Annotated in this window: 13 protein-coding genes and 1 pseudogene; 8 read left to right on the top strand and 6 right to left on the bottom strand. The window is 54.5% G+C overall.

The genetic code is table 11. The features are described 5' to 3' along the window. Positions 1-289: 289 nt before the first annotated feature. The 5 genes from typA to fabY all read left to right on the top strand — a co-directional run bounded on the left by typA (position 290) and on the right by fabY (position 5,120). The gene (gene typA, locus KO1_RS23375) at positions 290-2,113 is read left to right on the top strand and encodes a ribosome-dependent GTPase TypA (protein WP_004107356.1); all 1,824 of its coding nucleotides are present in this window, start codon (positions 290-292) and stop codon (positions 2,111-2,113) included. A gap of 133 nt (positions 2,114-2,246) precedes the next feature. Next, positions 2,247-2,846, top strand: a complete 600-nt coding sequence (yihX, locus tag KO1_RS23370) for a glucose-1-phosphatase (protein WP_004107358.1) — start codon at positions 2,247-2,249, stop codon at positions 2,844-2,846. Beyond that, on the top strand, positions 2,840-3,700 hold the full coding sequence (locus KO1_RS23365) for a virulence factor BrkB family protein (protein ID WP_004107366.1): 861 nt from the start codon (positions 2,840-2,842) through the stop codon (positions 3,698-3,700). The genes yihX and KO1_RS23365 overlap by 7 nt, the downstream gene beginning before the upstream one ends. Then, complete coding sequence (dtd, locus tag KO1_RS23360) at positions 3,697-4,134, top strand: D-aminoacyl-tRNA deacylase (protein WP_004107369.1); 438 nt, start codon at positions 3,697-3,699, stop codon at positions 4,132-4,134. Before KO1_RS23365 ends, dtd begins: the two co-directional genes overlap by 4 nt. 44 nt (positions 4,135-4,178) lie before the next feature. After that, entirely contained in the window at positions 4,179-5,120 is a 942-nt protein-coding gene (gene fabY, locus KO1_RS23355; protein ID WP_004107372.1) for a fatty acid biosynthesis protein FabY, read from the top strand. Positions 5,121-5,137: 17 nt separating this feature from the next. On the opposite strand, the gene KO1_RS23350 is transcribed toward fabY, so the two are convergent. Continuing rightward, positions 5,138-6,055: an alpha/beta hydrolase gene (locus KO1_RS23350; RefSeq protein ID WP_004107374.1), complete on the bottom strand. Its 918-nt coding sequence runs from the start codon at positions 6,053-6,055 to the stop codon at positions 5,138-5,140. A 116-nt stretch (positions 6,056-6,171) separates the two neighbouring features. Here KO1_RS23350 and KO1_RS28820 point away from each other — a divergent pair. Next, a pseudogene (locus KO1_RS28820) lies at positions 6,172-6,329 on the top strand (PIN domain-containing protein); the annotation flags it as partial. 40 nt (positions 6,330-6,369) lie between these two features. On the opposite strand, the gene fdhE reads toward KO1_RS28820, so the two are convergent. The 4 genes from fdhE to fdnG form a co-directional block, all read right to left on the bottom strand. Next, entirely contained in the window at positions 6,370-7,299 is a 930-nt protein-coding gene (fdhE, locus tag KO1_RS23345) for a formate dehydrogenase accessory protein FdhE (protein WP_004107377.1), read from the bottom strand. A 328-nt stretch (positions 7,300-7,627) separates the two neighbouring features. Then, positions 7,628-8,263 carry a formate dehydrogenase cytochrome b556 subunit gene (gene fdoI / locus KO1_RS23340; RefSeq protein ID WP_004107380.1) on the bottom strand — a complete coding sequence of 212 codons (636 nt, stop codon included), beginning with the start codon at positions 8,261-8,263 and terminating at the stop codon, positions 7,628-7,630. Then, positions 8,260-9,162, bottom strand: coding sequence for a formate dehydrogenase subunit beta (fdxH, locus tag KO1_RS23335; RefSeq protein ID WP_004107383.1), 903 nt, complete (start codon positions 9,160-9,162; stop codon positions 8,260-8,262). Before fdxH ends, fdoI begins: the two co-directional genes overlap by 4 nt. A gap of 12 nt (positions 9,163-9,174) precedes the next feature. Then, complete coding sequence (gene fdnG, locus KO1_RS23330; protein ID WP_123830053.1) at positions 9,175-12,225, bottom strand: formate dehydrogenase-N subunit alpha; 3,051 nt, start codon at positions 12,223-12,225, stop codon at positions 9,175-9,177. Between the two features lie 156 nt (positions 12,226-12,381). Between fdnG and fdhD the strand changes: the two genes are divergently transcribed. Further along, positions 12,382-13,218 carry a formate dehydrogenase accessory sulfurtransferase FdhD gene (gene fdhD, locus KO1_RS23320; protein ID WP_004107391.1) on the top strand — a complete coding sequence of 279 codons (837 nt, stop codon included), beginning with the start codon at positions 12,382-12,384 and terminating at the stop codon, positions 13,216-13,218. A gap of 128 nt (positions 13,219-13,346) precedes the next feature. Next, entirely contained in the window at positions 13,347-13,559 is a 213-nt protein-coding gene (locus tag KO1_RS23315; protein WP_004107394.1) for a YdgH/BhsA/McbA-like domain containing protein, read from the top strand. A 164-nt stretch (positions 13,560-13,723) separates the two neighbouring features. Here KO1_RS23315 and KO1_RS23310 read toward each other — a convergent pair whose 3' ends face one another. Next, positions 13,724-14,422 carry an oligogalacturonate-specific porin KdgM family protein gene (locus tag KO1_RS23310; RefSeq protein WP_004107397.1) on the bottom strand — a complete coding sequence of 233 codons (699 nt, stop codon included), beginning with the start codon at positions 14,420-14,422 and terminating at the stop codon, positions 13,724-13,726. Between the last annotated feature and the right edge of the window lie 166 nt (positions 14,423-14,588).

The raw sequence follows: 14,588 nt of genomic DNA, 5'->3' as shown, positions 1-14,588 counted from the left end.
AGCGAAATCTGTGCCAACTTTTAAATTGCCCCCAAAAGGCGTTATCATGCACGTCATCGTGCAAAAGGGCTGCACCAAAATGAATACATTGCACCAATATAGTGCATTTGTGTGAACATTGGGCACTTATTTGGTGCAATTGGACTCGAATAACCCTTTTAATGCTCCGTGAAAGCGATCACAAAGAATCTCTGCAATACTTGTTTGCGGAGGATGTTTGTGATCCTGTTTTGTACTGCGATTAATCCGTGTACAATAACGCGCTATTTCTAATGCCTGAGGCAAAGTTGTGATCGAAAATCTGCGTAATATCGCCATCATCGCGCACGTTGACCATGGTAAAACTACCCTGGTTGATAAGCTGCTACAGCAATCTGGTACGTTCGACGCGCGTACTGAAGCACAAGAACGAGTGATGGACTCCAACGATTTGGAGAAAGAGCGTGGGATTACCATCCTCGCTAAAAACACTGCTATCAAATGGAATGATTACCGTATCAACATCGTTGATACCCCTGGGCACGCCGACTTCGGTGGTGAAGTTGAACGTGTCATGTCCATGGTAGATTCTGTGCTGCTGGTGGTTGATGCCTTTGATGGTCCGATGCCGCAGACGCGCTTCGTCACCAAGAAAGCTTTTGCCCACGGTCTGAAGCCGATTGTTGTTATCAACAAAGTTGACCGTCCTGGCGCGCGCCCTGACTGGGTTGTTGATCAGGTATTCGACCTGTTCGTTAACCTTGATGCTACCGACGAACAGCTGGACTTCCCTATCGTTTACGCTTCCGCGCTGAACGGTATCGCGGGTCTGGATCACGAAGATATGGCTGAGGATATGACTCCGCTGTATCAGACTATCGTCGATCGCGTACCGGCACCGAACGTTGACCTTGATGGCCCGCTGCAGATGCAAATCTCCCAGCTGGACTACAACAACTACGTTGGCGTCATCGGCATCGGCCGCATCAAGCGCGGTAAAGTGAAGCCGAACCAGCAGGTCACTATCGTTGATAGCGAAGGCAAAACCCGTAATGGTAAAGTCGGTAAAGTTCTGACCCACCTGGGTCTGGAGCGTATCGAGAGCGACATCGCTGAAGCGGGCGATATCATCGCGATCACCGGTCTGGGCGAGCTGAACATCTCTGACACCATCTGCGATACGCAGAATGTTGAAGCGCTGCCGGCGCTGTCCGTCGATGAGCCGACCGTTTCCATGTTCTTCTGCGTTAACACCTCTCCGTTCTGCGGTAAAGAAGGTAAGTACGTTACCTCTCGTCAGATCCTTGACCGCCTGAACAAAGAGCTGGTGCACAACGTGGCGCTGCGCGTTGAAGAAACTCCGGATGCAGACGCATTCCGCGTTTCTGGCCGTGGTGAACTGCACCTGTCCGTTCTTATCGAAAACATGCGTCGTGAAGGTTTCGAAATGGCGGTTTCCCGTCCGAAAGTTATCTTCCGCGAAATCGACGGCCGTAAGCAAGAGCCGTTCGAGAACGTGACGCTGGACGTCGAAGAGCAGCACCAGGGGTCTGTTATGCAGGCGCTGGGTGAGCGTAAAGGCGACCTGAAAAACATGAATCCAGATGGCAAAGGCCGCGTACGTCTCGACTACGTGATCCCAAGCCGTGGTCTGATCGGCTTCCGTTCAGAATTCATGACCATGACCTCCGGTACCGGTCTGCTGTACTCCACCTTCAGCCACTACGATGACGTTCGTGCGGGTGATGTGGGTCAGCGTCAGAACGGCGTTCTGATCTCCAACGGTCAGGGTAAAGCGGTGGCGTTTGCGCTGTTCAGCCTGCAGGATCGCGGTAAGCTGTTCCTGGGCCACGGCGCAGAAGTTTACGAAGGCCAGATCATCGGTATTCACAGCCGTTCTAACGACCTGACGGTAAACTGCCTGACTGGTAAGAAACTGACCAACATGCGTGCGTCCGGTACTGACGAAGCAACGGTTCTGGTTCCGCCGGTTAAGATGACCCTGGAGCAGGCTCTGGAGTTCATCGATGACGACGAACTGGTTGAAGTTACCCCTACTTCCGTTCGTATCCGTAAACGTCATCTGACCGAGAACGACCGTAAACGCGCAATGCGTGGCGCGAAAGAAGAGTAATTAACGCTTCTTTTCGCTATCTGAACCCTGCCTCAATGGCAGGGTTTCTTTTTTGTACAAAGCCCTGCCACCCATAGTCAAACTCCCCCTTTCCCGCTACAGTTAATTTTCCACGGTGCAAAAGGAGAGGGCCATGCTCTATATCTTTGATTTAGGTAATGTGATTGTCGATATTGACTTCAACCGGGTGCTCGGGACGTGGAGCGATTTAACGCGGATCCCTCTTGCGACGCTGAAGCAGCATTTCACTATGGGTGAAGCGTTCCATCAGCACGAGCGCGGCGAAATTAGCGATGAGGATTTTGCGGCGGCGATGTGCCACGAAATGAACATGCCGCTTAGCTACGAGCAGTTCTCCCACGGCTGGCAGGCGGTTTTCGTCGCCCTGCGACCGGAGGTGACGGCAATTATGCAAAAATTACGCGAGCAGGGGCATCGAGTCGTGGTCCTGTCCAATACTAACCGTTTGCATACCACCTTCTGGCCGGATGAATATCCAGAAATACGCGCCGTGGCTGACCATATCTATCTCTCCCAGGAGATGGGGATGCGTAAACCCGAAGCGCGGATCTACCAGAGCGTGCTCGAATCGGAAGGTTTCTCCGCTGAGGATACGGTTTTCTTCGATGATAACGCGGATAATATTGCCGGCGCTGATCAGTTAGGTATCACGTCAATTCTGGTGACCGGAAAGGAGACGATACCGAACTACTTTGCGAAGCAGCTATGCTAAAAACCGTTCATCAAAAAACAGCGCGCCATCTGCGGCCGCTGGTGGCCTGGCTGAAGCTGCTATGGCGGCGTATTGATGAAGATCATATGACGACCCTGGCGGGAAACCTGGCCTATGTGTCGTTACTCTCCCTGGTGCCGCTTATCGCCGTTATATTTGCGCTGTTTGCGGCCTTTCCGATGTTTTCTGATGTCAGTATCCAGATTCGACACTTTATTTTTGCCAATTTTATTCCGACCACCGGCGATGTGATTCAGGGCTATATCGAGCAGTTTGTCGCCAACTCCAGTCGGATGACCGCCGTGGGCGCTTTCGGCCTGATTGTGACATCGCTGCTGCTGATGTATTCCATTGATAGCGCATTGAATACTATCTGGCGCAGCACCCGAACCCGGCCAAAAACCTACTCCTTTGCCGTATATTGGATGATCCTCACGCTGGGGCCGCTGCTGGCGGGGGCCAGCCTTGCGATCAGCTCCTATCTCCTGTCGTTACGCTGGGCCAGCGATCTGAATAGCGTGATTGACGATGTGCTGCGTATTTTTCCGCTCATTTTATCGTGGGTGGCATTCTGGCTGCTGTACAGCATTGTGCCGACGGCCGAGGTCCGTAACCGCGATGCGATAATCGGTTCCCTGGTTGCGGCGCTGCTCTTTGAGGCGGGGAAGAAAGCTTTTGCTTTATATATCACTGCGTTCCCGTCCTATCAGCTGATTTATGGCGTGCTTGCCGTGGTACCCATTTTGTTCGTCTGGGTGTACTGGACGTGGTGTATCGTCTTGCTTGGCGCTGAAATTACTGTCACTCTCGGTGAATACCGCAAACTGAAAAAAGAAGAAACAGAACAATCATGATTGCATTAATTCAACGCGTATCCCGAGCTAGCGTTACCGTGGAGGATGAAGTGACGGGCGAAATCGGTCCCGGGCTTCTGGTGCTGTTAGGCGTCGAGAGAGACGATGATGAGCAAAAGGCGAATCGCCTGTGCGAACGCGTGCTGGGATACCGTATTTTTAGCGATGCTGAAGGCAAAATGAATCTTAACGTGCAGCAGGCTGGCGGCAGCGTGCTGGTGGTTTCACAGTTTACGCTGGCAGCGGATACCGAGCGCGGGATGCGTCCTGGATTTTCTAAAGGCGCGGCACCGGATAAAGCGGAAGCGCTGTACGAGTATTTCGTTGAGCGCTGCCGCCAGCAGAAAATGAATACGCAGACCGGGAGATTTGCTGCCGATATGCAGGTTTCTCTGGTGAATGATGGTCCTGTGACCTTTTGGTTGCAGGTATGAGCCAGCTTCCGGGCAGGCTGCGGGTAACAAAAGAGAGTACAGCTATGTATCACCTTCGCGTACCGCAAACAGAAGAAGAGTTAGAGAGCTACTACCAGTTCCGCTGGGAGATGCTGCGTAAGCCGCTGCATCAGCCGAAAGGGTCCGAGCGCGATGCGTGGGATGCGATGGCGCACCATCAAATGGTGGTCGATGAAGAGGGTAATCTGGTTGCCGTTGGGCGACTGTATGTGAACGCGGAAAACGAAGCCTCGATCCGTTTTATGGCCGTACATCCGTCAGTACAGGATAAGGGGCTGGGAACCCTGATGGCGATGACGCTGGAGTCCGTCGCCCGTCAGGAAGGCGTTAAGCGCGTGACCTGTAGCGCCCGTGAAGACGCGGTAGAATTCTTTGCCAAGCTCGGGTTTGTGAACCAGGGTGAAATCACGACGCCGACCACCACGCCGATTCGTCATTTTTTGATGATTAAGCCAATAGCCTCGCTGGACGATATTTTACATCGCGGCGACTGGTGCGCTCAGCTGCAGCAGGCCTGGTATCAGCACATCCCTCTTAGTGAAAAAATGGGCGTGCGCATTCAGCAGTATACCGGGCAAAAGTTTATCACCACTATGCCGGAAGCTGGTAACCAGAATCCCCACCATACGCTGTTTGCCGGCAGCCTGTTTTCGCAGGCAACGTTAACCGGCTGGGGGCTTATCTGGCTGATGCTGCGCGAGCGGCATCTTGGTGGCACAATTATTCTCGCAGATGCTCATATTCGTTACAGTCAGCCCATTAGCGGACGCCCCAGCGCTGTTGCCGATCTCGGCTCATTAAGCGGCGATCTCGATCGCCTGGCGCGTGGGCGCAAAGCGCGCGTTCAGCTGCAGGTTGAGCTATTCGGTGACGATCGGCTCGGCGCGGTTTTTGAGGGTATCTATATCGTGCTTCCTGCGAAGCCGTTCGGCTCTTATGAAGAGGGTGGCAACGAAGAGGAGTAGCCTCCCTTTACGCTTATCTACTGGCCCGGTGATTTTACCCGCCAGGCGATATCTCTCATCGCGCTGGCTGCCGCTGGGCTGATACCGCCCAGCTGGAAGAAGCCGTGAATCACTCCGAGATAGCGCTGACAGGTGCACTCTACGCCCTGTTCAAGCAGGCGCTGGTAAAGCGCTTCGCCTTCATCACGCAAAGGATCGTATTCTGCCGTCAGAATATGCACCGGCGGTAAGCCGTTAAAGTCTTTACGCCATAGCGGGCTGGCTTCCGGGTGGTGGAGTGTCGTCGACGAAAGGTACATTTCATAGCCGCTGAGCAGAGTGTCTTCGGTGATAATGTAATCTTTACCGTTATCGATATAGCTCTTCATACTGGCGGTGGCATCCAGCATCGGGTAAATCAAAACAAGCTGCGCGGGTTGCCATGCCCGGGTGGTTTTCAGCCGCAGAGCGGTGACCAAGGCCAGATGACCCCCGGCGCTATCGCCCGCAAGCGTAATACGCGAAACGTCGATGCCTAACTGCGGCGCGTGGCGGTGAATAATCAGTGCGCCTTTTTCAGCATCGTCATGGGCGGCGGGAAAAGCGTGCTCCGGCGCCAGCCGGTATTGCACGGCGATAACCCGGCAGCCGCTGTGGTAAGCCAGCTGACGGAGCTGATGGTCATGCGTGGCGAAACTACCGCTGATAAAGCAGCCGCCGTGAAAATAGATGACCGCAGGGAGAGCGCCTGAGGCGTTGAGGGGGGAGACAATGCGAAATGTCATGCCTTCGAGCTCGATATCTTCTACCTGAACGCGCTTTTCTTGCTCCCCAGCCAGTACCGTGCTGGCGATATAGCCGCGTCTCCGGTCATCAATACTCTGAGCGCGCGATGAGGGGCGACCCGCATCGATAAACTCCCGCACCTGTATTGCAATACCCTTTTCAAGCGCCATTTTTATTCCCTTAACCTGTTTGGATATACAGGTTTATAGCCTGATTGTGAGCAAAAGAAAACCGGGGATTTTCGTTGGGAAGTGATTCTGGAAAGCGGCTCGCAAAAGTGAAACCCATTGCTGGACGAAGCAGCAATCGCAGGGAGGAGTATGGGATAAAGCTGCCGGATGCCATCGTACTGGCAACAGCGCAAATAGATCGTTATGAACTGGTCACGCGCAAAGCAAAAGTTTTGCCGGCATACCGGGAGTGATTACGCCTTATCATTTGTAAGTCGGGCAGCAGAAGAGGCTGCCCGACATGCTGCCCGCCGTTACTCCCCCTCTCCCGGGAACAGGAACGGGTTGATGGAGCTGCGGGCAAAGCCCTCTTGTTCCATCCGTGCGTCCAGCACCAGTGAGGCGAGGTCGTCGGCCACGGCTTCTACTTTGGGATCCTTTTCCTGATAAAGAATCTTCAGGTAGGTACCGCAGTCGCCGCAGCTTTCGGCTTTAATGGCCGCCTGCTCGTTATCTAAAGACCAGTAGTGCAGATCGCGCGTCTGTTCGCAGTTGCTGCATTTCACGCGCACCACGTGCCACTCGGTTTCACACAGGTTGCAGTGCAAATAGCGCAGGCCCTGAGTGGTGCCAATTTGCACTATGCTGGAGACCGGCATCGAGCCGCAAACCGGGCAGAATTGACGCTGTTCACCGTATTCGGCGCGAGCTTTACCGGGTATCAGGCTGGCCATCTGCGCCCAATAGAGCGATAGCGCGGCCCAGATAAACGGTGCTTTATCGCTGCTAACGGAGGCAAAATCGGAGACAAATAGCGCGTTTGCCATCAGTTCCAGCTCTTGCTCTGACGCTTTTTCCAGATTCTCGATAACCGCCAGCGCCGGGCCGCTCATCTCTGGCTTCAGTTCGGCAATCAGCGAATGCAGTAGCTTGTGCCAGTGCTTGTCGCGCGGTAAAACGTGAATATCGAGCGGCGGTTTGCCCTGATCGTTCGCTTCTTTAATGCGTGCGGTGAGATCCATCTGCAGGGGATGATCGTACAGCACCACTTCCTGCGCGTGGGCGATAAGCGCAGCAAAGCGCAGATAATCCCCCAGCGGATTATTTTCAGCCAGTTCGCGCAGGCGCTCGGCACGACGGTTATATAAATTTTTGAGTCGAGGAAACAACAACGGTGGAATCATATCCGTCGCGCGTTTCTCGCTCTTTTCCAGCTCATCTTGCGGGATGATACGAATGCTCATTCAGTCACTTCCTGGTTTCAGCAGATTCGGCGATGGTCGCGTCCGCTCTGTGATTTGGCGGGCATCATGCGCCCGCTCTGGTGATGTCATTAATGATAACCGTAATCGGCATACGGGATATACCCATGACATCGCAATGTGTGCGCTACGATACCTGATATCGATACCCCAGACTATGCGCCGTTAGGATTAGCCATCCTGCCCCATGAGTTTACAGTGCCAATCCCGCCTGCGGTGCATGAGGGCTGGAGGCGGCAAAAGCGAACGGTATCCGCAAAAAAATGGCGTCGATATACGACGCCATTTATAAGACCAGCAAAGCGCACGCTTACGACTGGCGCTTATCCTGCTTTTCGCGGACTTCACGATACCAGCGTGGATGATGCTTCTTCGCCCAGGTCTTCGTGACCCAGCCTTCCACCATCGCGGTTATCGTGCCCTTCACCCACAGCGCGGCGTAAATATGCACCATGATCACCACAATCAGCGCCACCGCAGAGAAGGAGTGCAGCATCAGCGCGAAGCGGATAACCGGGATGGAGAACGCCGGCGCAAAGTACGGACGCCAGATAATCACCCCGCTGACCAGCAGCAGCACCAGGAAGATAATCGCCGCCCAGAACACGCATTTCTGGCCGAAGTTATAGCGTCCGGTATCGCCCACTTCCTCGTTGACGACAATCTTGCGAATATTCTTCGCCCAGAAAATATCGTCCCGGTTGATCAGGTTGTGGTGCCAGTAGCGGAAGAACATGATGATGAACGAGGCAAACATGATCACGCCCACAAACGGGTGCAGAATGCGCGCCAGCTGCGGTGTGCCCATGATTTGCATCAGCCAGTTGAAGGACGGGAAGAAAAAGCCCAGCCCGCTCACCGCCGCCAGCACGAAGCAGAAGGCGGTGACCCAATGGTTGATTCGCTCCGGCGCGGTGTAGCGCACGATGGTGTCACGTCTTTTCATTTGCGCACCTCGTCTTTCTCTTCATCCAGATTGTCCTCTTCCTCTTCCGCGCGGTTCGGACCGACGCCGACGTAGTGGAAGATGCTGGCGGCGAAGGTGGCCGCAAATCCGACCGCGGCCAGCGGTTTCCAGATCCCTTTCCAGAACTTCACGGTAGCGCTGATTTCCGGATTTTCCGGCAGGCCGTGATAGAGATTCGGCTTGTCGGCGTGGTGCAGCACGTACATCACGTGCGTGCCGCCAACGCCTGCCGGATCGTACAGACCTGCGTTGTCATAACCGCGGGTTTTCAGCTCGGCGACGCGCTCGCCTGCCAGCGTTTTCATATCCTCTTTGGAGCCAAAGTGGATAGCACCGGTCGGGCAGGTTTTCACGCAGGCCGGTTCCTGGCCAACGTTAACGCGGTCCACGCACAGCGTACATTTATAGACGCGGTTGTCTTCCGGGTTCAGACGCGGCACGTTGAACGGGCAGCCAGCAATACAGTAGCCGCAGCCGATGCACTGCTCAGACTGGAAGTCGACGATGCCGTTGGCATACTGAATGATTGCCCCTTCCGCCGGGCAGGCCTTCAGGCAGCCCGGATCGGCGCAGTGCATACAGCCATCCTTACGGATGAGCCACTCCAGTTTGTCGTTCTGCTCCACTTCCGAGAAGCGCATCACGGTCCAGGATTTGGCGGTCAGATCGGCGGGGTTATCGTACACCCCGACGTTATGACCCACTTCATCACGAATGTCGTTCCACTCGGAGCAGGCCACCTGACAGGCTTTACAGCCGATACAGGTCGTGACGTCGATAAGCTTCGCCACCTCTTCCTGATGGTCCCGCGCGTGCGGCGCGGGGGTGAAGCCGTTAGTCGCGGAACGACGGATAATGTCTTGCGATTGATAAGCCATAATTCGTCTCCGTTACGCCTTTTCCACGTTCACGAGGAAAGCCTTGAACTCCGGCGTCTGCGTGTTCGCATCCCCGACAAACGGCGTCAGGGTATTGGCGATAAACCCTTTCTTCGCCACGCCTTCGTAGCCCCAGTGAATCGGAATACCGATAGTATCGATATCCTTGCCGTCCGCTTTCAGCGTGCGAATACGCTTGGTCACCACCGCCTTGGCTTTAATATAGCCGCGGTTAGAGGAGACCTTCACGGTATCGCCATGGGCGATGCCGAGCTTGTTCGCCAGCTTCTCGCCGATCTCCACAAACTGCTCCGGCTGCGCGATGGCGTTGAGAAGCGCGTGCTTGGTCCAGTAGTGGAAGTGCTCGGTCAGACGGTAAGTGGTACCGACGTAAGGGAATTTTTCCGCTTTGCCCATCTGCTCAAGGTCGCCTTTAAAGACGCGAGCGGCCGGGTTAGAGACGACATTCGGGTGCAGCGGGTTAGTGCCCAGCGGCGTTTCAAACGGCTCGTAGTGTTCCGGGAACGGCCCCTCCGCCATCTTATCGATAGCGAACAGACGTCCCATCCCTTCCGGCTGCATGATAAACGGCCCGACATCGCTGTCCGGCGCCGCGGCGCTGTAGTCTGGAATATCCACGCCGCCCCACTTCGCGCCGTCCCATTTCAGGAGCTGACGCTTCGGATCCCACGGTTTACCCTGCGGGTCAGCGGAGGCGCGGTTATACAGGATACGGCGATTAAGCGGCCACGCCCATGCCCAGCCGAGGGTATTGCCAAGGCCAGATGGATCGGCGTTATCGCGACGGGCCATCTGGTTGCCGTCAGGCGTCCAGCTGCCGGCGAAGATCCAGCAGCCGCTGGAGGTCGTGCCGTCGTCACGCAGCTGCGCAAACGAACTGAGCTGCTGGCCTTTCTTGACGATCACAGCACCGGTTGCCGGGTCGGTGATGTCAGCCAGCGCCTTGCCGTTGCTCTCCATCGCCACTTCTTCCGATGCCGGTTCATGCGGCGTGGCGTAGTTCCACGTCATGTTCAGCACCGGTTCCGGCGCCGGTCCGCCCTGTTCGGCGTACATCTTGCGCAGGCGTAAGAAGATACCGGCGAGGATTTCACCGTCGGTGGCCGCAATCCCCGGGGCGTCAGCGCCTTTCCAGTGCCACTGCAGCCAGCGGCCGGAGTTAACGATGGAACCGTTCTCTTCGGCGAAGCAGGTGGACGGCAGGCGGAACACTTCGGTCTGGATTTTCGCCGGATCGACGTCGTTCGACTCCCCGTGGTTTTGCCAGAAAGTGGAGGTTTCGGTGTTGAGCGGATCGATGGTCACCAGGAACTTCAGTTTCGACAGCGACGCAACAACCTTGTTTTTGTTCGGGAACGAGGCTACCGGGTTAAAGCCCTGGCAGATATAGCCATTCACTTTACCCTGATTCATCATCTCGAAGTATTGCAGGACGTCGTATCCTTTGTCCCACTTCGGCAGCCAGTCAAAGCCCCAGCTGTTTTCCGCCGTTGCTTTGTCGCCAAAGAAGGCCTTCATCATCGAGACGAAGAATTTCGGGTAGTTACCCCAGTAGTTCACCTGATCCTTCAACAGCGGTTTCGGCGTATTGGCGGCGAGGTAGGTTTGCAGGTCAGTCTGTTTCTCGCTCGGCAGCGTCATATAGCCAGGCAGGCTCTGCGACAGCAATCCTAAGTCGGTGAGACCCTGAATATTGGAGTGGCCGCGCAGGGCGTTTACGCCGCCGCCCGCCATGCCCATATTACCGAGCAGCAGCTGGATCATCGCCATGGTGCGAATGTTCTGCGCGCCGATGGAGTGCTGCGTCCAGCCCAGTGCGTACAGGAAAGACGCGGTTTTATCCGGAGCGCTGGTTTCCGCAATGTACTCGCAGACTTTCAGGAAGTCCGCTTTTGGCGTCCCGCAGATATTTTCGACAACTTCTGGCGTATAGCGGGAAACGTGCTGCTTCAGCAAATTCCAGACGCAGCGCGGATGCTGCAGCGTGGCATCGCGTTTAGCAAAGCCGTTTTCATCCAGCTCATAGTTCCAGGACGTTTTGTCGTACTTGCGGGCTTCGGCGTCATAGCCGCTGAATAAACCGTCTTCAAAGCTGTAATCTTCACGCACGATCAGGCTGGCGTTGGTATAGGCTTCGGTATATTCACGGTTAATCTTTTCATTGTTCAACAGGTACAGGATGACGCCTGACAGGAAGGTAATGTCAGTACCGGAACGAATTGGGGTATAGAAATCAGCCACCGACGCGGTACGCGTAAAGCGCGGATCGATCACAATCAGCTTCGCGCCATTGTGGATCTTGGCTTCCATCGCCCAGCGGAACCCAACCGGGTGAGCTTCAGCGGCGTTGCCGCCCATCACCACGATAAGATTGGCGTTCTTAATGTCGACCCAGTGGTTGGTCATCGCACCGCGACCAAATGTTGGAGCAAGACTTGCTACCGTTGGTCCGTGTCAGACGCGCGCTTGGTTGTCGACCGCGAGCATACCGAGCGCGCGGGTAAATTTCTGGGTTAAATAACCGGTTTCGTTACTGGAGGCGGAGGCGCACAGCATACCGGTGGTCAGCCAGCGGTTGACGGTGGTGCCTTCGCTATTCTGCGCGACAAAGTTGGCGTCGCGGTCTTCTTTCATCAGCTTAGCGATACGGTCGAATGCTTCATCCCAGCTGATTTGCTGCCATTTATCAGAGCCTGGCGCGCGATATTCTGGAAATTTCAGGCGACTTTCGGAGTGGATAAAGTCTACCAGACCGGCCCCTTTAGGGCAGAGCGCACCACGGTTGACCGGATGGTCCGGATCACCTTCGATATGGAAGATAGACGCTTTGGCATTTTTTGCGCCGTCGCCGAGGCTGTACATTAACAGCCCACAGCCAACGGAACAGTAAGTGCAGGTGTTACGGGTTTCGCGGGTGCGCAGCAGCTTGTACTGCCGTGTTTCCGCTAGCGCTAAACCGGGCGCAAAGCCCAGCGCCGCTGCCGTGGTTCCTGCCATACCGCCAGCGCAGATCTTAAAGAACTGCCTTCTGCTGACCTGCATGGTTCGCTCCTTGTTTCGACATTGTCACGTATAGTTATTTGCTTTGCGGTAAGGGCCGCAAAGGTTCAGAATTGGGGGTAATTTCCCTCGTTCCCGGAGGGATATAAACAGAATACCACATTGTGTGTATGCCTGTTCCAATACGGTTAAGACAAAGTGAACAAGAAGCCTCTTGAACAAATCGAAAATGTGACCGATATCACAGGTTATCGCCAGGTATCGCTCTGGAAGCGCCCAAATTTGCAACATCCTCAGCCAGACGAGTTAGCTGAAGAGGTACCCGTTGCGCTGGTTTATAACGGCATCTCGCACGTGGTGATGATGGCGACGCCGAAAGACCTGGCGCAGTTCGCCGTCGGCTTTTCCTTATCCGAAGGGATTATAGAGAACCGGCGCGAGATTTATGGCATCGACGTCGTTCAGGCCTGTAACGGCCTGGAAGTGCAAATTGAGCTCTCCAGCCGCCGCTTTATGGGATTAAAAGAGCGCCGTCGTGCGCTAGCCGGCCGCACTGGCTGTGGCGTATGCGGCGTGGAACAGCTCAACGATATTGGTAAGCCCGTGCAGCCTCTGCCTTTTACCCAGACGTTCGATCTGGCGAACCTCGATCGCGCGCTGGCGCATCTGCGGGATTTTCAGCCAATAGGCTGCCTTACCGGCTGCACGCACGCGGCGGCTTGGGTAACGCTTTCCGGCGAGCTCGCGGGCGGCCACGAAGACGTTGGCCGCCACGTGGCGCTGGACAAACTCCTCGGACACCGCGCGGAAGCTGATGGCGCCTGGCAGAACGGTGCGGCGCTCGTCTCCAGCCGCGCCAGCTATGAAATGGTGCAGAAGGCGGCGATGTGCGGGGTGGAAATTCTTTTTGCGGTCTCTGCCGCGACCACGCTGGCGGTTGAAGTTGCTGAGCGCTGTAACCTGACGCTGGTGGGCTTCTGCAAGCCGGGTAGGGCAACCGTGTACACGCATCCGCAGCGGTTAATTGCAGGTTAAAAGTAAGTCAATTTTTTTGAATGATAACAGCAAATCCTTCCGCTTTTTGTTTGACGATGTGAGGGCTACTATTTATCACATCAAGGCACGGCGCCTTATTAAAACAACTAACGTAAAGGGTTTATCTCATGAAAAGCATCAAAACTTTTGTCGCTGTTATCGCACTTTCCGCTTCTTTTGGTTCCTTTGCTGCAGAAACCGTCACCGCTACCGCAGCAACGATGGACGGTGCGGAAGCGAAGATCGCCGCTCAGGCCCAGGCCGCAGGCGCGTCGTCTTACAAAATTACCGAAGCGTTTACCGGTAACCGCGTGCACATGACCGCTGAACTGAATAAATAAGCTTAAAGCTACTGTCGAAAGAGCGCCCAGGGGGCGCTTTTTTTGTTTTTTTGTGGCCTGCGGATGTGCATCAGCTATGGAGATTGTGCTTATCATTGGCCGGGCGGTGCGTCAGGCGGCGCCCGGCAGAAATGCGGGCACAATAGCTGTTGCCCTTGCATCCTTTAATCGAAGTAATAGCGAATGCCGAGGCGGAATCGTACCTGATCGTCGTGATTCTGATCCTGATCGAGCCAGGCCACTTCTGCATAGGGAAGCCAGTGTTTATCGACGCGGTAGCGCGCCACAATGCTTGGCTCCCAGTGGGTTTTCTGCCCGTTAGAGGCATTGAAGTCGTTAGCGTTGACGAAGAACTCAGGGTTGAGCTGGAGCCACAGTTTTTCGGTCGCCTGGTAATTAAGGAACAGGTCGAGCTGATGGCTGTCGTTATAATCCATATAGCCATTATAATCGCGATCTTTATGGGTCATATGGTTATAGCGATAGCGGCTGCTGAAACTCAATGTTTTACTGATTTTATAGTCGAGACTGATATAAGGAGCCAGTTTTGTTCCTTTATTATCAATATCGGTTAATCCGCCAGGCGTCAGCGTCCATTTTTCATTAAGCGGTAGCGGATACCAGCCTTCAAACTCCTGAAATGAGCTTTTCATTTGATTAAAGTCTTGCCCGAGGTCGTACATTGCGGAAGCCAGAACGCCTGCGCCATTATCAAATATATGACCCAGGCCAATTTTATACTGGTTTTTCTCAGAGGCCGTCGTGTGAGCGTAGCGATTATCAACCCAGGTTGCTGCGGCAATTGCATTTAGCGTAAAGCAGGACAGCGGTATGGCGATACAAAGCGTGCGTGATTTTTTCATTTTTATTCCTGTAGGATTTAATAAGTGCCATAATTTCTGGAGAGAAATAAAAGACACTTATTAAATAGCAATTGCTGTGCCAGAATATAAAGTTCTTAAAATACATGGGGTTGTTTTTATGTGTTGAGCCTTAATTCGACACTGACTGATTTTTTATTTGCGTCGA

It is taken from the genome of Klebsiella oxytoca NBRC 105695 (genome assembly GCF_001598695.1).
Taxonomy (GTDB): domain Bacteria; phylum Pseudomonadota; class Gammaproteobacteria; order Enterobacterales; family Enterobacteriaceae; genus Klebsiella; species Klebsiella oxytoca.
This window is presented reverse-complemented; position numbering and strand designations above follow the sequence as displayed.

Coding starts and splice junctions, on each gene's coding strand:
- yihX (WP_004107358.1), top strand. CDS start 2,247: ATGCTCTATATCTTTGATTTAGGTAATGTGATTGTCGATATTGACTTC.
- fdhE (WP_004107377.1), bottom strand. CDS start 7,299: ATGAGCATTCGTATCATCCCGCAAGATGAGCTGGAAAAGAGCGAGAAA.
- fdoI (WP_004107380.1), bottom strand. CDS start 8,263: ATGAAAAGACGTGACACCATCGTGCGCTACACCGCGCCGGAGCGAATC.
- fdxH (WP_004107383.1), bottom strand. CDS start 9,162: ATGGCTTATCAATCGCAAGACATTATCCGTCGTTCCGCGACTAACGGC.
- KO1_RS23310 (WP_004107397.1), bottom strand. CDS start 14,422: ATGAAAAAATCACGCACGCTTTGTATCGCCATACCGCTGTCCTGCTTT.
- fabY (WP_004107372.1), top strand. CDS start 4,179: ATGTATCACCTTCGCGTACCGCAAACAGAAGAAGAGTTAGAGAGCTAC.
- KO1_RS23365 (WP_004107366.1), top strand. CDS start 2,840: ATGCTAAAAACCGTTCATCAAAAAACAGCGCGCCATCTGCGGCCGCTG.
- dtd (WP_004107369.1), top strand. CDS start 3,697: ATGATTGCATTAATTCAACGCGTATCCCGAGCTAGCGTTACCGTGGAG.
- KO1_RS23315 (WP_004107394.1), top strand. CDS start 13,347: ATGAAAAGCATCAAAACTTTTGTCGCTGTTATCGCACTTTCCGCTTCT.
- KO1_RS23350 (WP_004107374.1), bottom strand. CDS start 6,055: ATGGCGCTTGAAAAGGGTATTGCAATACAGGTGCGGGAGTTTATCGAT.